The 22,423-nt window shown below is 44.6% G+C and carries 20 protein-coding genes; 2 read left to right on the top strand and 18 right to left on the bottom strand.

The window, feature by feature from the left end; translation table 11 throughout:
• Positions 1-140: 140 nt before the first annotated feature.
• Positions 141-950, bottom strand: a complete 810-nt coding sequence (ubiG, locus tag J5X92_RS15555; protein ID WP_208806057.1) for a bifunctional 2-polyprenyl-6-hydroxyphenol methylase/3-demethylubiquinol 3-O-methyltransferase UbiG — start codon at positions 948-950, stop codon at positions 141-143.
• 168 nt (positions 951-1,118) lie between these two features.
• Here ubiG and J5X92_RS15550 point away from each other — a divergent pair, with 168 nt between their 5' ends.
• The gene (locus J5X92_RS15550; RefSeq protein ID WP_041452628.1) at positions 1,119-1,478 is read left to right on the top strand and encodes a DUF2237 domain-containing protein; all 360 of its coding nucleotides are present in this window, start codon (positions 1,119-1,121) and stop codon (positions 1,476-1,478) included.
• Between the two features lie 75 nt (positions 1,479-1,553).
• Here J5X92_RS15550 and J5X92_RS15545 read toward each other — a convergent pair whose 3' ends face one another.
• From J5X92_RS15545 to J5X92_RS15480, 14 genes are all read right to left on the bottom strand, one after another.
• On the bottom strand, positions 1,554-2,984 hold the full coding sequence (locus J5X92_RS15545) for an aldehyde dehydrogenase family protein (protein WP_208806056.1): 1,431 nt from the start codon (positions 2,982-2,984) through the stop codon (positions 1,554-1,556).
• 9 nt (positions 2,985-2,993) lie between these two features.
• The gene (locus tag J5X92_RS15540) at positions 2,994-4,634 is read right to left on the bottom strand and encodes an acetolactate synthase large subunit (protein WP_013786366.1); all 1,641 of its coding nucleotides are present in this window, start codon (positions 4,632-4,634) and stop codon (positions 2,994-2,996) included.
• Positions 4,635-4,765: 131 nt separating this feature from the next.
• A complete protein-coding gene (locus J5X92_RS15535; RefSeq protein WP_013786367.1) occupies positions 4,766-5,179 on the bottom strand; it encodes a DUF4112 domain-containing protein in 414 nt (137 codons plus the stop codon).
• Positions 5,180-5,215: 36 nt separating this feature from the next.
• Positions 5,216-6,295: a ferrochelatase gene (gene hemH / locus J5X92_RS15530; RefSeq protein WP_129740290.1), complete on the bottom strand. Its 1,080-nt coding sequence runs from the start codon at positions 6,293-6,295 to the stop codon at positions 5,216-5,218.
• A gap of 157 nt (positions 6,296-6,452) precedes the next feature.
• Entirely contained in the window at positions 6,453-8,051 is a 1,599-nt protein-coding gene (locus J5X92_RS15525; RefSeq protein ID WP_049791847.1) for an AbgT family transporter, read from the bottom strand.
• Positions 8,052-8,341: 290 nt separating this feature from the next.
• On the bottom strand, positions 8,342-9,223 hold the full coding sequence (hflC, locus tag J5X92_RS15520) for a protease modulator HflC (protein ID WP_013786370.1): 882 nt from the start codon (positions 9,221-9,223) through the stop codon (positions 8,342-8,344).
• A gap of 5 nt (positions 9,224-9,228) precedes the next feature.
• Positions 9,229-10,380, bottom strand: a complete 1,152-nt coding sequence (gene hflK / locus J5X92_RS15515) for an FtsH protease activity modulator HflK (protein WP_013786371.1) — start codon at positions 10,378-10,380, stop codon at positions 9,229-9,231.
• Positions 10,381-10,451: 71 nt separating this feature from the next.
• Positions 10,452-11,741 carry a ribosome rescue GTPase HflX gene (gene hflX / locus J5X92_RS15510; protein WP_126873300.1) on the bottom strand — a complete coding sequence of 430 codons (1,290 nt, stop codon included), beginning with the start codon at positions 11,739-11,741 and terminating at the stop codon, positions 10,452-10,454.
• A gap of 17 nt (positions 11,742-11,758) precedes the next feature.
• The gene (gene hfq / locus J5X92_RS15505) at positions 11,759-12,010 is read right to left on the bottom strand and encodes an RNA chaperone Hfq (RefSeq protein ID WP_013786373.1); all 252 of its coding nucleotides are present in this window, start codon (positions 12,008-12,010) and stop codon (positions 11,759-11,761) included.
• Between the two features lie 74 nt (positions 12,011-12,084).
• Positions 12,085-13,044, bottom strand: coding sequence for a tRNA (adenosine(37)-N6)-dimethylallyltransferase MiaA (gene miaA / locus J5X92_RS15500; RefSeq protein WP_013786374.1), 960 nt, complete (start codon positions 13,042-13,044; stop codon positions 12,085-12,087).
• A complete protein-coding gene (mutL, locus tag J5X92_RS15495; protein WP_208806055.1) occupies positions 13,037-14,806 on the bottom strand; it encodes a DNA mismatch repair endonuclease MutL in 1,770 nt (589 codons plus the stop codon). The genes miaA and mutL overlap by 8 nt, the downstream gene beginning before the upstream one ends.
• Before the next feature lie 35 nt (positions 14,807-14,841).
• Positions 14,842-16,221, bottom strand: a complete 1,380-nt coding sequence (locus J5X92_RS15490) for an N-acetylmuramoyl-L-alanine amidase (RefSeq protein ID WP_126873303.1) — start codon at positions 16,219-16,221, stop codon at positions 14,842-14,844.
• A 65-nt stretch (positions 16,222-16,286) separates the two neighbouring features.
• The gene (tsaE, locus tag J5X92_RS15485) at positions 16,287-16,769 is read right to left on the bottom strand and encodes a tRNA (adenosine(37)-N6)-threonylcarbamoyltransferase complex ATPase subunit type 1 TsaE (protein WP_013786377.1); all 483 of its coding nucleotides are present in this window, start codon (positions 16,767-16,769) and stop codon (positions 16,287-16,289) included.
• A gap of 74 nt (positions 16,770-16,843) precedes the next feature.
• On the bottom strand, positions 16,844-18,343 hold the full coding sequence (locus tag J5X92_RS15480; protein WP_126873304.1) for an NAD(P)H-hydrate dehydratase: 1,500 nt from the start codon (positions 18,341-18,343) through the stop codon (positions 16,844-16,846).
• 6 nt (positions 18,344-18,349) lie between these two features.
• Between J5X92_RS15480 and queG the strand changes: the two genes are divergently transcribed.
• Positions 18,350-19,501, top strand: coding sequence for a tRNA epoxyqueuosine(34) reductase QueG (queG, locus tag J5X92_RS15475; RefSeq protein ID WP_126873305.1), 1,152 nt, complete (start codon positions 18,350-18,352; stop codon positions 19,499-19,501).
• Between the two features lie 47 nt (positions 19,502-19,548).
• Here the strand turns inward: queG and J5X92_RS15470 are convergent, their stop codons facing one another.
• From J5X92_RS15470 to nudC, 3 genes are all read right to left on the bottom strand, one after another.
• Positions 19,549-20,079, bottom strand: coding sequence for a hypothetical protein (locus J5X92_RS15470; protein WP_126873306.1), 531 nt, complete (start codon positions 20,077-20,079; stop codon positions 19,549-19,551).
• Between the two features lie 56 nt (positions 20,080-20,135).
• On the bottom strand, positions 20,136-21,227 hold the full coding sequence (gene hemE, locus J5X92_RS15465) for a uroporphyrinogen decarboxylase (RefSeq protein WP_013786381.1): 1,092 nt from the start codon (positions 21,225-21,227) through the stop codon (positions 20,136-20,138).
• Between the two features lie 243 nt (positions 21,228-21,470).
• Positions 21,471-22,304 (bottom strand): NAD(+) diphosphatase, encoded by an 834-nt coding sequence (nudC, locus tag J5X92_RS15460; protein ID WP_013786382.1) that lies wholly within the window; start codon positions 22,302-22,304, stop codon positions 21,471-21,473.
• Positions 22,305-22,423 lie beyond the last annotated feature (119 nt).

Raw genomic sequence — 22,423 nt, 5'->3', positions numbered from 1 at the left:
AGAAGTCTACCCTGAAAATAGGGTATAAGCCTTTATACTATTTAATAAACGAATAAAGAGAATAGGGAGAGGTTATAGCTAGGGAAAATGTTAACCGCCCTATGCAATCGAGAGTCATATGCTCCGGCTATTTGGCTTAATTACTTCCGATGGTAAACCTGTAGGTAATTGACGCTTAGGCTGGGAGTAAGTTTCCATACTTTGGTGAATGGATTTAATGCCATGCCTGTCTCATGATTAAGCGTAAACTCTTCACCTACCCATTGGTTGAGTTCAGTGGGTTTAACAAATTTTTGCCAGTCGTGAGTACCGACAGGTAAATATCGCATGACATATTCAGCGCCTACAATCGCGATAATATAACTCTTTATAGTTCTATTTAATGTAGCAAGCACCAATAAGCCGCCGGGCTTCACTAAGCTTGCACACTCTTTTATTAACTGCACTTGATCAGGTACATGTTCAACGACTTCCGCATTAATCACTATATCAAATTGACGCTCTTGGCTTACTAAATCGGACGAAAGCCCATGCATGTAGTTTACTTCCACGTTACTTTGCTTTGCATGCCGCTTTGCTACTTCAATACTCATAGCACTTGCATCTATGCCGGTAACATCCGCCCCCTCCAACGCCAGCGGTTCACTGATTAGCCCTCCCCCGCAACCAATATCTACGATTGAGAGCCCAGAGAAAGGCTTGGTTTTATCCATAGGGTTCGTTTGGAAGTTTGTTTTAGACGCCTTTTGAACAACGCGCTGCGCTTGCTCGCTTTTTATAAAGTGGCTGGTTATTTGAGATTCAATGACAGATAACCGTGCACGATTGAAATCTAATGCCGTTTTATAATTTCCATTGGGATCCCACCAGCTTTCAGCCAGCGCATCAAAGCGGTCGATTTCCTGTTTTGAAAAATTAATGGGCGCTGATTTTTGGCTTTTATCTAACATGCACTAACACCAGTTTATAAAAAAGGTAAGTCATTCAAATCTATCTCCGCTAGCTTCCCGTAAGTAAAGCTTATGGGGTATTGTGCTGCCCACGGCTAACAGATGCCTGAGTTTTATGAATAATAGGTATACAATCAATGCTTATACGCGCAAAAAGAGGTATTCGTTTTGGCCAATGCTAAAAATGTCTATGGAAGACCACTACAACTATGTTGTGGTAACACAGGTTACACCCGGGAAGGCTTTTGCTACGTGCCCGATGCAGATGTAGGAAACCACAGTGTGTGTGCGGTAGTTACCGATGAATTTCTACAATTTTCATTACGTCAAGGCAACGACTTGATTACACCTTGGCCTAGTATGGACTTTGCTGGCTTACTGGCGGGCGACAGGTGGTGCTTATGTGCCGCCAGATGGTTACAAGCTTATGAAGCAGGCGTTGCTCCCAAAGTGCGATTAGAAGCGACTCATGAACGGGCGCTAGATATTATCCCTCTGGCCACCCTTGAAGCTTTTGCTGCAGAATAAAAAACGGGTGACTTCCATTGGAAGTACCCGCCTTTGAACTGTCTAGTCTATTTGAACGCTAGGTCGTTTTGAGCCCTAAGGCGTTCGAATAACCATAAGTCGTGTTTCTGTCATGTCTTCTATGGCATAACGAATGCCTTCACGGCCAAGGCCTGAATCTTTTACGCCGCCATAGGGCATGTTATCTACACGCCAGCTAGGCACGTCGCCGATGACTACACCACCTACTTCAAGCACATTCCATGCTTTATGTGCTTTATAGATATCACGAGTGAAGATACCGGCTTGCAGCCCATAACGACTGTTATTCACTTCCTCTAATGCACTGTCGTAATCGTCGAACGGCTGTAATATAGATAGCGGACCAAATGCTTCCTCAGCACTTGCATCACAATCTTTCGGTACGTTTTCCATTACCGTCGCTTGCAACATGGCACCGTCTCTTTCGCCGCCGCATAGCACACTTGCGCCAGCCTCTTTGGCATCTTTAATCCAACCTTCCAAACGCTTGGCCTCACCTTCTGAAATCATGGGGCCAATGAAAGTATCTTCATCGCTAGGATCGCCAGACACTAACGCTTCAACTCGTTCTACATAGCGAGACTTAAATTCATCGTAAATAGCAGAATGCACCAACAAGCGCTGCACAGAAATACAGCTTTGCCCTGATTGGTAGTAGGCTCCAACGATAATTCGGTCGATAGCGTCACTAATGTCAGCGTCTTCATCTACTATACAAGCGGCGTTACCGCCTAGCTCTAACACCACAGGTTTTTTGCCAGCTTTCGCTTTTAATGCCCATCCCACATCAGGTGAGCCAGTAAAGCTTAGTAGCTTCAATCGCTCATCGGTGGTAAATAAATCGGCGCCATCGCGGCTACAAGGAAGAATGGAAAATGCGCCTTTTGGCATTAGCTCGCATTCTGCTAACACTTCACCAATAATCAACGCACCAATAGGCGTGCGAGAAGCAGGCTTAAGTACAAACGTGCAACCCGCGGCAATAGCCGGTGCCACTTTGTGCGCAGCTAGGTTCAGCGGGAAGTTAAACGGTGAGATAAACGAACAAGGGCCAATAGGCACTTTTTTCGTCATACCTTGGTATCCTTTGGCGCGGGCAGAAATTTCTAAATTAACCACTTCACCATTAATTCTTACCGATTCTTCCGCCGCAATTTTAAACGTATCAATTAACCGGCCTACTTCGCCTTTAGCGTCCTTAATAGGCTTACCAGCCTCAATACACAACGCTTTACCTAATTCATCTGCACGCTCTGTAAAGCGCTTAACGCAATGCTCTAATATTGCTTGGCGCTCGTAAGGTGCGAGCGCTGTCATTGCAGGTTGTGCCTTTTCAGCAGCGGCTATAGCTTTATCAATCACTTGTGCATCGGCTAACGCTACTTTTGTGGCCACTTCACCCGTGTATTTATTGGTAACGTCTAAATCGGTATTAGCAAAACAAGGTTCGCTTGCAAGGTAATAGGGATAGCTGTCTTTTAACATGTTCACTCCTTATAATTTTGCGCTTAGTTCGGCAATCGTATGGTTAAGTGTTTCGTCATTCATGCTGTAGTCTACGGGGCAGTCGATAACGTGAACGCCAGGCGTATTTAAACAACTTTCTACCATAGGGATTAGCAACTCGGTACTGTCTACGCGCCAACCATGGGCACCGTAGCTTTTTGCGTACTTCACAAAATCTGGATTACCGTAATCCAAACCGAACTCATCAAACTGCATATTGGCTTGTTTCCATTTAATCATTCCATACGCATCGTCACGCAGTATGATCACAATAAGGTCAAGTTTGAGACGAACCGCCGTTTCAATCTCTTGACTGTTCATCATGAAACCGCCGTCTCCGCACACACTCATTACCGGCACATCCGGCTTCACTAGTTTTGCAGCTATTGCCGAGGGTAAACCTGCACCCATTGACGCCAGCGCATTGTCTAGCAGCAAGGTATTAGGATGATAAGCGGGATAATTTCGCGCAAACCAAATTTTATATACACCGTTATCTAAGGTGACTATGCCATCATCTGGCATAACTTTTCGAATATCGCGAACAAATCGTTCTGGTAATATCGGGAATCGGTTGTCGTTTTCCGCTTCCGCTCTGTGTTTTTCATAGGCATCGTGTACGTCCTTATAGAAATCGAGTTTCCAACCCTCTTGCGGCGTAATGCCTTCTTTTATTTGCCAAATACTATTGGCAATGTCTCCTACTACCTCAAGTTGTGGAAAGTACACGGGGTCGACAGCAGCTGACTCAAAGTTCATGTGAATGACTTTTTTGCCATTGTCATGCATAAAGAAAGGTGGCTTTTCCACCACGTCATGCCCAACATTAATAATAAGGTCGGCTCTTTCTATCGCTCTATGAACAAAGTCGTTATCTGATAAAGCGGTATTTCCCGCAAACCTTGGGTCGCTTTCGTTCAGCACCCCTTTACCCATCTGTGTGGTCACAAAGGGTATGCAGGTTTTATCAACAAATTCCCGCAACATTTTTGCGGTTAGTTTTCTATTTGCTCCCGCGCCAATTAGCAACAACGGAGAGGTGGCCTCTTCAATCATTGAAATGGCTGATGAAATCGCTTTGTATTCTGCAATAGGCCGTCTTGACGTACTTGGTGTTAATAAGGGTACTGAGGTGTGCTCATCAGCAATATCTTCAGGAAGCTCTATATGGACAGCGCCTGGGCGCTCTTCCGATGCTAACCGAAATGCTTCGCGTACGACTGAGGGAATACGATCGCCGCTGACCACTTGCGTGGTAAATTTAGTGATGGGGCGCATCATATCGACAATGTCGATAACCTGAAATCGGCCTTGTTTGCTGGTTTTAATGGGCTTTTGCCCTGTGATCATTAACATGGGCATAGCCCCAAGTTGCGCATACGCAGCAGGGGTAACTAGATTGGTCGCACCTGGGCCAAGGGTAGATAGACACACGCCAACTTTACCGGTTAGTCTTCCGTAAGTGGCTGCCATAAAACCTGCACCTTGTTCATGGCGGGTAAGTACAAGTTTAATTGAGGAGGTTCTTAACGACTCAAGCAAGTCGAGGTTTTCTTCGCCAGGAATGCCAAAGATGTATTCTACACCTTCAGCCTCCAACGCTTTTACGAAAAGGTCAGACGCTTTCATTAATCCTACACTCCATTTTACGTTAGTATTCACGCGGCAAACGCGTATTAGTAAAGGTTGCTACGCAAAGAGTATAGATAACGATTAATGTGGTTTTGTGAAACTATTCAACAACACCAACCTATTGGCGCTTATTGCTGGTCTAATTTCTTTTCCCACTCCGTTAATTTTTTCTGAGTTTGGGCATCTACGTCGGCTTTATTTTCGCTTATCCACCACTTTTCCATTAAGCGCACGTTCTTTTGATTCGCTTTATAAAATACATCCACAATATCGCCAATGAAGGGGACAAAGCCTAGACCAAAATCGATAGCGGAATTCTTTACCATTTGCGCAACCAATGCACTAGGCATTCCCAATGATTTCCCCAACCACACAATACGTAAAGAAACGAGCAGCATTAGTGCATCACCCGCGCCTGGAATAAGGCCAACGATAGAGTCGAGGCCTATCCGAATAGGAATAATCGGTAACTTAACAGCCGTATCAAGTAAATTTGCTAACTTTTGTGCTTTTAACAGTGCCTTTGGGGCTTTACTATCCATGTTTAGCTACCTTATTAATGTAATAACAAATACTGGCTATTTGTCAGCGCCTAACGCGCGAGCTAAGCCAGCTCGTAATGCTGTATCTTTATTCACAGTCCAACCATGTAGATTTTCTTTTACCAAATCGAACAACATATCAATATGTGCTTCGTCACTGTTTAATGCTGGAATATATTCGTACTTTTCACCACCCGCTTCCATGAAGTATTCGCGATTTTCTTCGCCAATTTCTTCGATAGTTTCTAGACAATCTGCGGAAAAACCGGGGCACATCACTTGTATCGACTTCACCCCATTGCCAGGCAACGACTTCATCGTTTCGTCAGTATAGGGTTTTAACCACTCAGCTTTACCAAAACGAGACTGGAAGGTGGTCATGTACTGCTCATGAGTTAACCCAAGTTCTTCGGCCAACAAGCGCGATGTTTTATGGCATTCGCAGTGATAGGGGTCGCCATTTAATAAGTAGCGCTTTGGAATACCGTGGTAAGAAAGAATAAGCTTATCCGCTTTACCGTGTTCTTCCCAGTATGCACGTACTTTATTTGCCAGAGCTTTAATGTAATCAGGCCTGTCGTTGTAATGATTCACAAAACGTAGTTCTGGTAACCAGCGGCGTTTAGTAAAGTCTTTAGCAATAGCATCAAAAGTAGACGCCGTAGTAGAGGCGCTATACTGAGGGTACAAAGGCAAGACTACTAACTTTCTTACGCCCTGCGACAACATGCGTTCAATAGTGTCACTAATAGCAGGGTTACCGTAACGCATTGCAAAATCGACAACGACATCATCGCCATATTCTGCTTTGCAGCGCGCCTCTATTGCCTTTGCTTGCGATTTGGTAATCGTTAGCAACGGTGAACCTTCTTCCGTCCAAACCGTTTTATAAGCTTCAGCTGAACGCTTAGGGCGTGTATTTAATATGATGAGGTTTAAAATGAACCACCAAAGCGCACGAGGGATCTCTACTACCCGCGGGTCTGAAAGAAACTCTTTTAGATAGGGGCGCAGGGCCGCCGCAGTTGGGCTTTCTGGTGTACCTAAATTAGTAACCAACACGCCTATTTTGTCTGATTGACTGTGAGTAAAACCCTGATTGCTTTTGAACTTCATCAATTATTCCGCGCTAAAAAAACACTATAACTAGTATACTGAATTTACGGCAATTTTGGGTGAATAGACCACAAATTTAGCACGATTGATGCAATTAAATTTAGCGATTAAAAAAGGTGGCCTTAGCCACCTTTTTAGTCTTAATATTTTCAACCAGTTAAGGCTGATAGTAGGTGGCTGCACCTGGCCCTACAGGCATACCCAATACAAAGACCCACAGATAAAACAGTATGGTCCAACCCACGATAAACACCATGGAATAAGGCAGCATCATCGCAATTAAGGTGCCCATACCGAGATCTTTTTTATACCTTGCTGCCATGGCTAAGATAAGACCGAAGTAGCTCATCATTGGCGCAATAACATTGGTTACTGAATCTCCGATACGATACGCCGCCTGAATAACCTCTGGTGAATAGCCTATCAACATCAGCATAGGCACAAAAATAGGCGCAGTTACTGCCCACTGCGCCGAGGCGCTACCTAACGATAAGTTAACCACACCACACATTAAGATGAACAAAATAAACACTGACGGGCCATCTAGACCAGCCGCTTGAAGAAGCGCTGCGCCTTTAACGGCTAACACTGTGCCCAAATTAGTCCATTTAAAGAACGCCACAAACTGCGCAGCAAAAAAGACTAGGGTAATATATAACCCCATTGCGCCCATACTTTTTGCCATTGCATCAATCACATCACGATCGTTTTTCATCGAGCCTGTAACACGACCATAAACAAAGCCAGGCACAGCAAAAGAAACAAAGATGAAGGCAACTATGCCTTTTAAGAAAGGCGAACCCGCTACCGCGCCGGTTTCAGGGTGACGCAGAATACCGTTTTCAGGCACAATAGTGAGCGCCAAAATACCGCATACCACTACAAAGGCGATACCCGCCCAACGAAGTCCTTTCTTCTCAATAGCAGAAGGAGCATCCATTGATTGCTTACTTAAATCTACAGAAGCTTCTGATTCGTCGAACTTACCGAGTCGAGGCTCTACCACTTTTTCGGTCACCAGAGCACCCATAGTGGCCACCACAAAGGTACTGATAAACATGAAATACCAGTTAACTTCTGGGCCTACCACGTAATCAGGATCAATCATGTGAGCAGCGGCTTCGGTAATGCCTGAGAGCAAGGGGTCTACCGTACCAAGTAACAAGTTAGCACTGTAACCTGCGGATACACCGGCGAAGGCCGCTGCAAGACCCGCGAGAGGGTGGCGACCTAACGAATGAAATATCATAGCAGCAAGCGGTATTAACACCACATACCCAAGCTCTGAGGCGGTATTTGAAATAATACCTGCAAACACGACAGCAAAAGTAACCGTACGCTTTGAAGCATTCATTACTAATGAGCGCATGGTGGCTGACAACAAGCCTGAGTGCTCAGCAACTGATACACCAAGTAATGCAACTAATACGGTGCCAAGTGGGGCAAAGCCGGTAAAGTTAGTTACTAGGCCAGTAACAATACGCTGCAAGCCTTCCGCGCTCATTAACGAGATAACTTCAATCATGCCATCAGCTTCTCGACCTTTTGCACCTTCCGGGCGAGGGTCAACTACCGCTAAATCGAAATAGCCAAGAATACCGCTTAACACCACGATAAAGCAGGCTAACATCGCGAATAAAGTCACGGGGTGTGGCAGTAAATTTCCAAGAAATTCCACAGTAGCGAGGAATCGGGAGAATAAACCACCCTGTCCGCCCTGGTTTTGGGCAGATTTATCTTTTGTATTTTCCGGAATCAAAACATTCCCTCTGTCGTTTTTATTACCCAGTCATTACCCACTAAGCAGCAGTGATGTCTGCCATATAGTTCAATAATGCTGCGTTTTATAATAATAAATTCGCGCTTATTTTAACGTATTTTGAGCAATTTTGGCAGTAGGTGGGTAAATTGAACAATTTAAAACCTCTGTAAAGCGCCGAAAAAATTCAGTAAAAAGTATAACTTTCAGATAATTACGCACTTTACAGCAGGCACAAAAAAGCCAGTCTAAAGACTGGCTTTTTAACAGAAAAACGATGTTAGGTATTAATTACCTTTAGATGCGTTCATGTAGCGGAAAAAGTCGCTATCAGGCGCGATCACCATCACATCTTGCTTATTATTGAAGCTGGCTTTGTATGCATCCATACTTCTTAAGAAGCTGTAAAAATCAGCATTTTTAGAATAAACATCTGCATAGATTTCTGCTGCTAAGGCATCACCTTCACCTTTAAGCTGACGAGCATTACGTTCAGCATCAGCAAGCATTACCGTTACCTTTGCGTCTATATCAGCGCGGATAACTTCAGCTTGCTCTTGACCTTCTGAACGGTGTTCTCTTGCTACTGCAGCACGCTCAGCACGCATACGTTGGAAGATTGAGTTACTCACTTCCGTAGGCAGGTTGATTTGCTTAACACGTACATCAACAATTTCGATACCAAGCTCATCAGAAGACGTTGAAGCCTGCTCCATTGCTTGGTTCATTAATGCTGAACGCTCACCAGATACAATCTGTGCAATAGTACGCGTACCAAATTCAGAACGTAATCCGTTATTCACTTTTTGTTTCAATAGCGCTTCGGCTTGCAACTTATTACCACCTGTTGAAAGGTAATAACGGGCAAAGTCATCAATGCGCCACTTCACGTATGAATCAACTATTAAGTCTTTCTTTTCGCTGGTAACGAAACGGTCAGGCGTGTCATCCAATGTTTGTACACGTGCGTCTAGGTGACGCACAGAGTCAATGAATGGCAATTTGAAATGAAGACCAGGTTCGAATACTTTTGTATCGCCTGTGGCATCATCTCGTTGAACCTTACCAAATTGAATAACAATGGCACGTTCACCTTCAGTTACTACGAACAAAGAGCCCGAAGCAAGAACCACTAGAAGTACTAATACTGCAATAGCTAAATTCTTCATCATGATTATCTCCCCTCTCTGTAGCTATCACCACGCACACCAGAGGTGGATGATGAATTACGGCTGTTTTGGCCTTCGTCAGCCACTGGCATTTGTAAGCCTTCTAAGGTGCTGCGTGAACGAGGCGTTGAACTGCCTTGCTGGCGTTCCATGATTTTATCTAAAGGAAGATACATCATGTTGTTGCCACCTTTACTATCCACAAGGATTTTACTGGTACTACCCAATACTTCTTCCATTGTCTCTATGTAAATACGCTCCCGTGTTACCACAGGCGCTTTTTCGTATTGAGGCAATAACGCTTCAAAGCGAGCAACTTCACCCTGCGCTTCAAGCGTTACACGCTCTTTATATGCCTGCGCTTCTTCGTTCATACGATTAACTTGACCACGAGCACGAGGTTCAATCTCACGTGCGTAGGCTTCGGCTTCTCGAATGAAACGCTGTTCATCTTCCTGTGCTGAAATTGCATCATCAAATGCGTCTTTCACTTGCTCAGGTGGGCGTGCATCACGGAAGTTCATGTCGATAATCGACACCCCCATGTTGTACGGTTCAATAATAGCTTGAAGCTCTTCCCAAACACGTTGGCGAGCCACTTCACGACCGTCGGTAAGCACATCATCCATTGTTGAGTGACCTACCACGTAGCGAATTGCACTGTCTAAAGACTGGCTTAAGCTCGTTTCTGGGCTTTCAACAGCAAACGTCCAGCGGTACGGATCTACAACGCGAAATTGCATTTCCATCTGTACGCTAACCACGTTCTCGTCTTCCGTTAGCATAGAGCCTGACGATGATTGGTCGCGAATAGATTGCACATCAACAGGAATAACTCTGTCGATAAACGTTGGTGCCCAACGTAATCCAGGTTCAACTTGCTTAGCGTACTCACCGAAACGTAATACTACGCCTCGCTCAGCTTCACGAATGGTGTAAAAACCGCTTACAGCCCAAATGATCACTACCAAGCCAATTAAAATACCAGCACCGATACCGCCCAAGCTCTTACCTGAGCCTCCGCTACCGCCGCCAGATTTTCCGAACTTACCGAATAAGTTCTTGAATACATCATCTAAATCGGGTGGACCTTGATCACGTCCGCCGCGATTTTTCCACGGGTCGTTATTATTGCCACCCGGCTCATTCCAAGCCATGCTGATACTCCATAGATTACAGTTTTATTTTTGAAATTCGCATGCATTGCCGTGCTAAAAATTAGCAGCGGTTAATGTCGCACAACATACTCTGATATTCCGTTTTCTAAACGCTTTTCAAGTCTGTTCCAATCTGCCATTGGCATTCGAACATCTACCACCCAATCACCTTGATTGTCGTATTCTTCACTAGATATACAATTTAATTCAAATAGTACACCACGCAGACTACTTTGTGCTGGGGGTATTTTAAGCGTGTAGTTAACCATACTTTTACTCAAGCACTCTGTTAACGCTTGCCCAAGCAATTCGGTGCCTTCGCCGGTTTGTGCTGATAGCCATACACGGGTAGGAACACCTTCCTCGTTTCTTTCAATACGAGGTTTTATGTCATCTAGTTTATCAATCTTATTACATATTAGTAATTGTTGAATCTCATTAGCGTCGATTTCTTCCAACACATCGTTAACTTCATCGATGGTTTCACGATATTTCGCGTCTGCAATATCCACCACATGGAGCAAAAGATCTGCTTCTTGAGTTTCCTGAAGCGTGGCTTTAAATGCCGCCACAAGGTCGTGTGGGAGATGCCTAATAAAGCCTACCGTATCGGCTAAAATAGCAGGACCTACATCTTTCAAATCTATTTTTCTAAGCGTAGGGTCTAACGTAGCAAACAATTGGTCTGCCGCATATACGTGCGCATCGGTAATAGTATTGAAAAGGGTAGACTTACCAGCATTGGTATAGCCCACTAAGGATACTGTGGGAATTTCAGCACGCTTTCTAGACCTACGTCCTTGTTCGCGCTGCTTTTGTACTTTTTCTAAACGACGAAGAATAGCTTTTATGCGCCCACGAAGTAATCGGCGGTCAGTTTCAAGCTGAGTTTCACCCGGCCCACGTAAACCTATTCCACCTTTTTGGCGCTCTAAGTGAGTCCAACCTCGAATAAGGCGGGTAGAGATGTGACGCAGCTGAGCGAGTTCAACCTGAAGCTTACCTTCATGTGTTCTTGCTCTTTGCGCAAATATATCGAGAATAAGCCCGGTTCTATCTAGCACTCTACATTGACAAACCGCTTCTAAGTTTCGCTCTTGCGAGGGCGACAAACTATGGTTAAAGATGACGACATTAGCGTCGTGCGCTTTAACTGCTGCTGCGATTTCTTCCGCTTTACCCGAACCCACAAAGAATTTAGCTTGGGGTGCACTTCGTGAAGTTGTAATAACTTCTACCGCGTTTACACCCGCAGAAGACACAAGCAATTCGAGCTCGGCTAAATCTTCTTTGCTGTTTTCATCAGTAAAATTAACATGAACTAGTACAGCCTGTTCACCGGCTTCATAACGGTCAAACAAGCGCGTTACCTTTTAATTTATTCAGCTTTAGTATTTTCAGATTCTCCTGTAGCACTCGGCATAGTAATAGCGCGAGCGGGAACAACGGTGGAAATAGCGTGCTTATACACCATTTGGCTTACTGTATTTTTAAGTAGAATCACGAACTGATCAAATGATTCAACTTGTCCCTGTAATTTAATGCCGTTTACCAGATAAATAGATACTGGAATACGCTCCTTGCGTAATGCATTTAAGAATGGGTCTTGTAAAGACTGCCCTTTAGCCATTTGATATCCTTAGTTTTTATTATTAGTGGCCCTTACTCATGGCCACTGCACGTCTAATGTATACCACACTCAACTTATTCAAGTGTGACTTTCGCTGTAATTTTAGTCAAATTATCTTTACAAAATGTGTCTAGCCAAGTGAGATTTTCCCACCCCCTAAGCCACGTAAGCTGCCGCTTAGCAAGTTGCCTAGTAGCGATAATGCCCCTTTCGCGCATTTGCTCGTAGGACAATTGGCCCTCTAAGTATTGCCACATTTGCCTATAGCCAACCGAACGAATTGACGGTAAATCTTCGTGAAGATCGCCCCGCTCAAACAGTCGTCTAACTTCTTGTTCAAATCCATCTTCTAGCATCATGTCAAATCGCTGAGCAATTCGCTCATGCAAGACGCTTCTATCTTCTGGAGCAATAGCAAATTGGCTAATATCGTAGGGGCAAGGACTGCCTTTCTCGTTTTGCCAGTCTGTTAGCGTTTTGCCCGTTCCACGAAATACTTCTAAAGCTCTGGTTAATCTTTGAGGGTCGTTAGGGTGAATTCTGTCACCACTAATGGGATCCACTCGGCAAAGTTCGTCGTGCAATTTTTGCCAACCGGAAGCTTCTGCTTCACTGGCTATTTCGCTGCGTATCTTTTCATCTGACTTAGGTAGTGGCGAAATTCCATTTATCAAGGCATTAAAGTACATCATTGTACCCCCAGCCAATATTGGTACCCTATTTCGACTATGAATCTCTTCTATAAGCCTAACCGCATCGTTACAAAACTGTGAAACAGAGTAACTTTCTGCTGGGTCAATAATATCAATAAGATGATGAGGAACTAACGATTTCTCAGCAGCCGTAGGTTTCGCCGTACCTATATCCATATTAGTGTAGACCAAAGCTGAATCGACGCTGATAATTTCACAGTCCATTTTTTCGGCCAGCGACAGTGACAAACCCGTCTTACCTGACGCCGTCGGCCCCATTATGGAAATAACAGGTAATTGAGACTTATGCTGAGACGATGCAGATTTTATGCCATCAACCATGGTTATTTCCCCATGTTGAAATCAGGCCTTCTAACGAGCGCACTTTACCAAATCGCTCTATACATTCCCATTGTTTCACGTCGTTTTTCTCATCCAACCAGTGCCACAATTGTGCGCATAATATTTCGTCCAAATCTTGGTCGTCAGATAAAACTAATTCATAGCGCTTATCATCATCTGCAACGTCACTCTCTAACAGCCTTTCAAACCAACGTATCCAAGGGAAGTGCCTTGTTCCTGCGGGTACCTGCTGCAATCTGTACTTGCCAGCCACTTGATTAATTTCAAAGTTAAGCGCGTTAAGCACCTCAATTTTTTCAGGCTCTACGTGGGCAACTTCAAGCGCCACTGGCATTAGCAAAGGTTGTGAATGTTCAGCCGTTTCAAATACATCTTGTAAATACACGTTCGCGAAAGATTTTACATCCAGCAGGTAAACATTTTCATTGCGTACGTAAATTCTACAATATGAGTTTAGTGCAATATGCTGACTTTGCTCATGCTCTGTTGACGATAGCGTGTCGCTATTTGGCGTCATCAAACGATTAAAATTAGATTGATAAGCGGCGGTCGGCGCTTTCGATTGTCTATGCCCCGATAAACCCGATAAAGAAGCGCCACCTGAGGCACCTAAACCCGATTGCGATGACGAGGCCGGAGAATGACTTAAAGGACGTATATAGTCATGACTTTGCTGCGGTGGATTAAATTTCACTGGTTCATCAAAGCGCTCAGCATCACCGTGGTGTTGAGTTTCACTCTCATTGGTAATTGAGTGCAATGCATCACATACTGTCTTACAAATAAAATCATGTACCAAGCGCCCTTGCTGAAAGCGAACTTCGTGCTTTGCCGGATGTACGTTCACGTCCACGTCTTTTGGATCGAGTGTCAGATAAACAACAAAAGAAGGCTGCTCTAGTACGCCCCATACACTTTCGTAAGCTTGCCTAATAGCGTGCATAATTAACTTATCGCGCATACCGCGCCCATTTACAAAGCTAAACTGGCAATCGTTACTGCTGCGCAGCATTACTTCGCTGCCTAGCCACGCATTCATGGTAATCCCTTCGTATTCCACATTGATATGTACAGCGTTATCAATGAATTTTTGCCCTACTACGGCGGCAATACGAGGGGCAAGTGAGCCATGTTTATCGGCAATATAGCGCTTAGTCGTCTTGCCGTTATGTTTCAGAATAAAACTAGCATGGGGGTAACTAAGGGCAATGCGCTTCACCACATCTTCAATATGTTGAAACTCTGTTTTTTCGGCGCGCAGAAACTTGCGCCTTGCCGGCGTATTGTAAAAAAGGTCGGCCACATCAATGGTGGTTCCTTTGGGATGAGCAGCTGGCTGAATATTAACGGCCATTTCCCGACCTTCGCAGTAGGCCTGCCACGCTTCGTTTTGTGATTCGGTTTTAGAGGTTAGCGTTAAACGGCTAACCGAACTGATACTCGCGAGCGCTTCCCCACGAAAGCCTAAAGATAAGATTCGCTCTAAATCATCTAATGTTGATATTTTACTAGTGGCGTGACGGCTTAGCGCAAGCTGTAATTCGTCTTTAGCAATGCCACCGCCGTTGTCTTTTAAACGAATGCGCTTATGGCCACCTTTCTCAATATCTATTTCTATTTTATCTGCGCCTGCATCTAGGCTATTTTCTAGTAACTCTTTAACCACAGACGCAGGGCGTTCAACCACTTCCCCTGCGGCAATCTGGTTGGCCAATTGTGGCGATAATAATTGTATAGACAAAAGAAACTCGTAGGTAGAATTTGATTAACGCGATGTTAGGATCTTGGAATAGTAAGTACTTGCCCTATTCTGACCACATCACTATTTAAATTATTGGCAGCTTTTAAGCGGCTAACGTTTACATTGTAGCGCTGAGCAAGGAGCGAAAGCGACTCTCCACTTCTTACAGTATGGGTTCGACTATCAGCACGTTCAAGTGCCCATAATGTACCATCTGGGGGAACTTGCTTAAAATAGCGTTTTGCTGCGGTAAACATGGCTTTCGCCAGCTTTTCTCTGTGTTTACCCCAGTTAAGGTTTTTCTCTTCTTGCGGGTTTGAAATGAACCCGACTTCAACCAAGATGGATGGAATATCTGGCGCTGTGAGTACGGCAAAACTGGCTGCTTGAGGTGCACGCTTATGCAAAGAAGTTACCTGCTTCATTTCCTCAATCACTTTATTGCCTAAGTCATGACTAGTGGCCATACTGTGATCCATCGATAAACCAAGAATGGTTTCCGCCAGATAACGCTCGTTCGATTTATCACTGATCACTTCCGCAGCACCACCAAGTAATTCAGAGTGACGCTCTGATTTTTCTAGCCAGCGACCTAGTTCTGTATCGGCACGGCGCATCGACAGCACCCACACAGAGCCCCCTTTAGGTTGTGGTTGGCTAAATGCGTCGGCGTGAATAGATATTAATAAATCGGCTTTTTGCTTGCGAGCGAGTTCTGGGCGCTTGTTTGGCGATACATAGTAATCACCGCTGCGAGTCATTATGGCCCGCATACCACGCTCACCATTAATCATGGCTTCAAGTTTTTTGGCTATGCTTAATGTAATGTGCTTTTCATATGTACCGGCGGGCCCTATGGAACCTGGATCTTCACCACCGTGGCCCGCATCAATGGCAACAATAATGTCTCGGTTTCTATGGCTACTCGAACCATCCATTACGACGGAAGATGTCGAAGCACTTGACGGTGACTTGCTAGATGCAAAAGTACCTGAACTGCTTGGGCTCGCAGCGGGCGCACCACTGTCTTTCAAATCAATAACTAGCCTGTGACCGTAAGGTTTGGTGGGTGTCATTGCAAATAAAGACGGCGATGCTGCACGATTTAATTCTATAACCACCCGCGCAGATTGTTTATTTTTCGGTGTAGAGTAGCGCACCTTGCGCACTAAATCGCCAGAATCAGATTGTAGGGATAAGGTCTTGCTATCACTCGTATTTGATAAATCGATAACTAGGCGATGTGGATTTTTAAGGGGGAAGTAAGTGAATTCAGGCGCAGACGACATATCGAGTACAATTCGCGTGTTGTCTGGTGAGGGCCAAATTCTTAACCCATCAATTTGATTTTGTGCAGCATGGACAGTTTGTACTACAACCCAAATGCACATAACCGATAGAATTTTACGTACCATGCTTCGCCTTTATTTTGCTTGTTGCTACAAGCTTATAGTCGTTATTGTTTATCAAAGCTCATTATTTATAGCGTTTTACAACCTTGCAATATCTTTGCGCCTTTCACGCTTGTCGCTTCTACACTGAACTGACGACCAGTTGGCACAATATTTATACTAATCACTATGTCTGGTGATGCCAAGTATTCAGCGCCATTTTCTGACCATTCTATAAGGGCAATGTTTCCTGTGCCGAAATAATCTCGAATACCCATGAACTCAAGCTCTTCTGGGTCGGCTAAACGATACAAGTCAAAATGATAAATTGAGACATTCTCTAATTCGTAAGGTTCCACCAAGGTATAGGTAGGGCTTTTGACATTTCCGTCATGCCCTAATGCTTGAATGAAATACCGGCTGAAGGTGGTCTTTCCTGCGCCCAAATCGCCGTTTAAAAATATCACGGCATCTATTGGCTGCTGAGCCGCTACGGCATTCGCCAAATCCTTTGCCATTGATGACGTATCTTCAGGCGTTGCAGCAAAAAATGAAGAGTGTGGGTAAGACATCTTTTTAACGTTCCACATGTTCAAACTAAAAGGCTGAAATTGGCATTAAGCCTACACAGCCCATACCAATAGATTTACTGATTAATTAACGCACGTACGGCATCAAATAGATCGCTGGCTATCATACCACGTTGTCCATAAAGCTGGGCAATATCATCGCCCGCTTTAGCATGCAGCACCACACCATACTTAGCGGCGATATCAACACTAAGGCCTTGCGCCATTAGCGCACCTAATATGCCGCTTAGTACATCACCACTGCCCGCGGTTGCCATACCAGGGTTACCATGGCGACAAACCCACGTTTTCTTTTCGTTGTCGATAAGCGTACCGGCCCCTTTTAAAACACATACTGCATGGTAGCGCTGCGAACATTGCCTAGCGTAATTGAATCGGTCGCTTTCTACATCATCAACCGACACGCCCAGCAATCGGCCAGCTTCTCCCGCATGAGGAGTGAGTACGCAGTGTTCCAGTGTATATGCAGTTGACTGCTTGCATAAAAGATTTAGTGCATCAGCATCAATGACTATAGGTTTGTTTTCACTTTGGCAGTGTTTTAGTACAGCGGTAAATACGCTTTCTGACCACTCATCCTGACCAAGCCCAGGGCCAATGACTACGCATGACGACCAGGCTAAAGCATCATCTAAATGGCTTGATGTCACCATCAATTCAGGGCGGCCTGCACTAACTTGAATAGTAGACGCCTCGTGGGTATAAACTCGTACCATTCCGGCACCACTTCGTAGAGCCGCTTCGCCGGCTAGCCTAATAGCACCGGCCGTTCCGCGATTTCCGCCCACACACAGCAACCTTCCATAGGTGCCTTTATGGCTGTGCACATCGCGGGGGCCCATACCCTTGAAATGATCAATATTCAATAAAGTCGCGCTGGCTTTTGCTAGTGTTTGAAAGGCCTTTCCTACCCCCAAATCTGCATACACTAATTTACCGCAAGACTGTTTACCTGCACCGGTAACCAAACCCGGCTTGATACCCACAAAAGTAACGGTAACATCCGCTTGCACGCAGCGTCCTAAACTTTGGCCTGTGTTTGCATCTAATCCTGAAGGTACATCAATACTGACCACGGGGGTTGATGAATCATTGATGGCATCGATAACGTCGGCGAACTCATTGCGAATGTAGCTGTTAATTCCTGTACCTAATAGTGCATCGATTACTACGTCGGCTTTTTCAATCAAGGCAACATCGAAAGGTTTTATACTACCACCAGCATCTACCCACTGCTTTTGTGCAGTGCCCGCGTCGCCGTCTAACACACGGTCTGGCTCAATCGCGCAAACATGCACTTTTTTACCTGCTTTTTTTGCATTTAATGCGGTAATGTAACCGTCGCCAGCATTGTTACCTTGGCCTAGTAGAATTAAATACACATCAGAGTTAGCGAACAAACTCTGGCACTGCTCAAATACAGCACCACCGGCGCGTTGCATTAACGTGAACATGTCACAGCCAGACTGAGCAGCCGCTTCGGCTTCATTTTCTCTGACCTGATCGGCCCGAAACAGTTTGTATGATAAACTTGAGGTGAGTTGAGTATCTAGCATAAGTACATGTCCACTATTAATTCTATCGACCTAATTCAATTAACCCAAGATATCAAGGCTTGGGGCCGCGCGCTAGGCTTTCAACAAGTTGGTATTAGTGATATTGATTTACATCAGCATGAAGCCCATTTAACGCAATGGTTAGAGAACGACTATCACGGCGACATGGCTTTTATGGCTAACCATGGCATGAAGCGCGCCCGCCCCGATGAACTTGTGCCAGGCACACTGCGCGTAATTAGTGTGCGTATGAACTACCTTCCGCCTGATGCCTCTTTCGCAAAACATCTAAGTCAACCAGACACAGGTTATATCAGTCGTTATGCACTTGGTCGCGATTATCATAAGGTGCTGCGAAAGCGATTGAAGCAACTGGGTGAAAAAATCACCGGCGCGCTGAGCAACACTGAATACCGCCCTTTTGTCGATTCGGCGCCTGTTTTAGAGCACGCTATTGCAGAAAAAGCAGGAATAGGTTGGACTGGTAAACACAGTTTGACCATTAATAAAGAGGCTGGGTCTTGGTTCTTTTTAGGTGAGCTTTTTATTAACTTACCCTTACCGATTGATTCCCCCCTAGAAGAAGGCTGCGGTACGTGTACGGCATGTTTGACTATATGCCCAACCAACGCCATCGTCGCCCCCTACAAAGTAGATGCTAGACGTTGTATTTCCTATCTTACTATTGAATCAGATAAAGATATTCCCGAGGATCTTCGCCCTTTAATGGGTAATCGAATTTATGGTTGCGACGATTGCCAGCTTATTTGCCCATGGAATCGTTATGCTGATATTACTGAAGAAGAAGACTTTCACCCCAGAAAGGTTTTGCATGGACAGAGCCTAACAACGCTCTTTTCATGGGACGAAGCTACCTTTTTGAACAACACAGAAGGGTCGCCTATTCGACGGATTGGATTTGAAAAATGGCAACGTAATATTGCCGTCGCATTGGGAAATGCCAACTACAGCGAACAAACTGTTAATGCCCTTCAGACAAATCTTGGAAAAGTGAGCGATAAAGTGGACCGACACATTTCGTGGGCATTAGCACAACAAGAAAATAAAAAAGTGGGCTTAGCATTAGAAGAGAAAGCAAACAGACAACAAAAAAGATTAACCCGAGCAGTAGAGAAAGGGTTACCACGAGACGCTTAACAAAACCAAAGTACTCGTTAAATAAAGCCGGTTATATTAAAACCTGACTAGGTCGTTGCATCGCTGATAAGCACGGGCCTAGAAGAAAACTTAACACCAATTTGGGGGTTTCCCTCTTCGATATTGCTCACTTCATGCATTTCACCAAAATGCCACCACGACTGCGCTTTTAAGTCGTTAAGCATTCGTTTAAACCCCGCATGACTGCCAGAGTATTCCCCTGTAAACTCACATTCTGTTTGCGTGCATTCAAACGTATTCAGGATAAGTTTTTGCCCACTTGGATGAAACGCTAAAAATTCCGTTATTTCGTTTTGAACCTGAAGGTCTGATAGTGCTTCATTCGTAGTAAGTGTGTGAGCACCGTCAGAGGTCTGTACGTGTGCTTCACCAGACATTTGAGGGGTAGCTTTAATCACCCTGAGGTTGCTACTTGCAGTGGTGCGCGAACGCTCCAGCACAGTATTCAAACGCTCTTTTTCCACGTTGGAACTAGCCAACTTACCGTGGTAAAAGCCGAACTGATAACCTGTCACGGCAATAAAGAGGATGAGTACAATAACAACCCAGGGTTTCATGATTTCCTTACCAGCTTGCTGGCGAGTCGTAGCTAATCATTTAGCTACGAATATGACTACTTATGATAAGGCGCACTGAGTTCGTGAACTGAATTCACAAACACACCTGCATTTTCTGGTGGTACATCTAAGTGAATACCATGACCTAGATTGAATACATGGCCAGATCCTTCGCCATAGCCCGATAAGATAGTGCCAACTTCTTCACGAATTCTTTCAGGCGAGGCATAAAGCATGGAAGGGTCCATATTGCCTTGTAACGCTACCTTGTCGCCAATGCGCGCACGGGCTTCTGCGATATCAATAGTCCAATCAAGGCCTACTGCATCGCAACCAGTAGCCGCAATTGACTCTAACCACATGCCGCCGTTTTTAGTAAACAAAGTAACCGGTACTTTTCTGCCATCGGCTTCACGGGTAAGTCCATCAACAATACGCGCCATATATTGCAATGAAAAGTCTTTATAATCACGTGGTGACAACACACCGCCCCAAGTATCGAAAATCATGACTGATTGCGCACCTGCAGCTATTTGGGCATTAAGGTATTCCGTGACGGAATCGGCCAGCTTCTCTAATAGAGCATGCAATATAGCGGGTTCAGCAAACGCCATTTTTTTGATTTTAGTAAAGGCCTTACTCGAGCCACCTTCTACCATATAAGTAGCGAGCGTCCACGGGCTGCCAGAAAAACCAATTAACGGCACGTCGCCATTTAGTTCACGACGGATGGTGCGCACTGCATTCATTACATACTGCAACTCGCCTTCTGGGTCTGGCAAACCAATTTTATCTACGTCGGCTTTGCACGTAATCGGCTTTTTAAAACGCGGGCCTTCGCCGGTTTCAAAATAAAGCTCTAAGCCCATTGCATCAGGAATCGTTAGAATGTCTGAAAATAAAATAGCAGCATCTAAGGGAAAACGACGAAGCGGCTGTAAAGTAACCTCACAGGCAAGTTCGGCATTTTTGCATAAAGACATAAAGTCGCCAGCAACGGCACGGGTTGCTTTGTATTCAGGTAAATAGCGGCCAGCTTGTCGCATCATCCATACAGGTGTGACATCGACAGGTTGCTTTGATAACGCCCGTAGGTAACGATCATTCTTTAAAGCGGGTTTAGCAGCACTGGTAGCTTTTTGCGACATATATTCACCTGAAATTAGAAAAATAAAACGGCGAAATTATACCAGCATTCGTTTCATTTTGTGCTAAAAAGCTGTCTTAATTTGGCAACTTGCGATACTTACACCTAATAATACGACGAACAATACTTGAAAAAGGGGCTTGCACTACTAGTAAGTGTTTGCTACTAATATATACAGCTACGACAAAGAAGCCCGCAAAGGGACCGTGCTAAACTCATTGAAACCCTGCTTCGGCAGGGTTTTTTATTTGTCTGCTAATTGCGACAGGGTTTTGGCGATGAGTTGCCCTGCAATCGAAAATGGCGGTGGAATGGTTGGCAGTGCATCCACACTAAACCACTGAGCATCATCAATTTCATTTTCCTGACACCGAATTTCACCACTTTCATATTCAGCAATAAAGCCAACCATTATAGAATGCGGGAATGGCCAGGGCTGGCTATCGATGTAACGTAAGTTCTTTACTTTTACCCCCACCTCTTCAAATACTTCCCGATGGACGGCTTCTTCTAAGCTTTCGCCGCTTTCGACAAATCCAGCAAGAGTAGAATACATATTTGCTTCTTTGTGCCTAACCCCTTTTGCCAATAGCAACTTTTCATTGTTGTGTATTGAAACAATAATGCAAGGCGATACACGGGGATAACTTCTGTGATGGCAGCGATGGCAATGCACGGCCATTTCCCAATTTACTCTTTCGGTATGCGAACCACATTGGCCACAAAACTGATGGGTTCTTAAAAAATGGACATATTGCCACGCCCGACCTACAACTGAAAAACCGATATCTTGTTGCTCGAACAATAAATGGCGTAATGACACCGAGTCCCATTGTTCGTCTTCTATTGTTTCAGCACCGAGATCGACGACAAAGACGGGGGGGCTTTTCTGAGCAGATTCATGTAGTGGGGGGAGTTGATGAACCTCTTCGCGATAATTTTCGAGGAAGGTAAATTCATTAATATGCGCTAAAGGAACATTTATTTCGCCTTTACGAATGACAATCCGACCTTTGGTAAAAATGATCCACTGTCCAATCTCAGTCTCGATTTCACAATCGCTGCGCTTTATCATCATAAAACTGTTATCCACCCATTAAAGATATACAAGATAAGATAACATATATTTAATTACGACAACTCAGTGGGTTCAATTTGTGTCGTATAGGCTGAGTGTTATACTAGGATGGAATGCTG

The organism is Alteromonas sp. K632G, from assembly GCF_017653625.1.
GTDB lineage: Bacteria > Pseudomonadota > Gammaproteobacteria > Enterobacterales > Alteromonadaceae > Alteromonas > Alteromonas naphthalenivorans.
Note: the sequence above shows the minus strand (reverse complement) of the source record. Positions and strands in the feature narration are given on the sequence as shown.

What these genes read in the sequence shown, in the direction of transcription:
- ubiG (WP_208806057.1), bottom strand. Translation starts at nt 950, where the DNA reads ATGTTAGATAAAAGCCAAAAATCAGCGCCCATTAATTTTTCAAAACAG.
- J5X92_RS15545 (WP_208806056.1), bottom strand. Translation starts at nt 2,984, where the DNA reads ATGTTAAAAGACAGCTATCCCTATTACCTTGCAAGCGAACCTTGTTTT.
- J5X92_RS15540 (WP_013786366.1), bottom strand. Translation starts at nt 4,634, where the DNA reads ATGAAAGCGTCTGACCTTTTCGTAAAAGCGTTGGAGGCTGAAGGTGTA.
- J5X92_RS15535 (WP_013786367.1), bottom strand. Translation starts at nt 5,179, where the DNA reads ATGGATAGTAAAGCCCCAAAGGCACTGTTAAAAGCACAAAAGTTAGCA.
- hemH (WP_129740290.1), bottom strand. Translation starts at nt 6,295, where the DNA reads ATGAAGTTCAAAAGCAATCAGGGTTTTACTCACAGTCAATCAGACAAA.
- hflC (WP_013786370.1), bottom strand. Translation starts at nt 9,223, where the DNA reads ATGAAGAATTTAGCTATTGCAGTATTAGTACTTCTAGTGGTTCTTGCT.
- hflK (WP_013786371.1), bottom strand. Translation starts at nt 10,380, where the DNA reads ATGGCTTGGAATGAGCCGGGTGGCAATAATAACGACCCGTGGAAAAAT.
- hfq (WP_013786373.1), bottom strand. Translation starts at nt 12,010, where the DNA reads ATGGCTAAAGGGCAGTCTTTACAAGACCCATTCTTAAATGCATTACGC.
- miaA (WP_013786374.1), bottom strand. Translation starts at nt 13,044, where the DNA reads ATGGTTGATGGCATAAAATCTGCATCGTCTCAGCATAAGTCTCAATTA.
- J5X92_RS15490 (WP_126873303.1), bottom strand. Translation starts at nt 16,221, where the DNA reads ATGGTACGTAAAATTCTATCGGTTATGTGCATTTGGGTTGTAGTACAA.
- tsaE (WP_013786377.1), bottom strand. Translation starts at nt 16,769, where the DNA reads ATGTCTTACCCACACTCTTCATTTTTTGCTGCAACGCCTGAAGATACG.
- J5X92_RS15480 (WP_126873304.1), bottom strand. Translation starts at nt 18,343, where the DNA reads ATGCTAGATACTCAACTCACCTCAAGTTTATCATACAAACTGTTTCGG.
- queG (WP_126873305.1), top strand. Translation starts at nt 18,350, where the DNA reads ATGTCCACTATTAATTCTATCGACCTAATTCAATTAACCCAAGATATC.
- J5X92_RS15470 (WP_126873306.1), bottom strand. Translation starts at nt 20,079, where the DNA reads ATGAAACCCTGGGTTGTTATTGTACTCATCCTCTTTATTGCCGTGACA.
- hemE (WP_013786381.1), bottom strand. Translation starts at nt 21,227, where the DNA reads ATGTCGCAAAAAGCTACCAGTGCTGCTAAACCCGCTTTAAAGAATGAT.
- nudC (WP_013786382.1), bottom strand. Translation starts at nt 22,304, where the DNA reads ATGATGATAAAGCGCAGCGATTGTGAAATCGAGACTGAGATTGGACAG.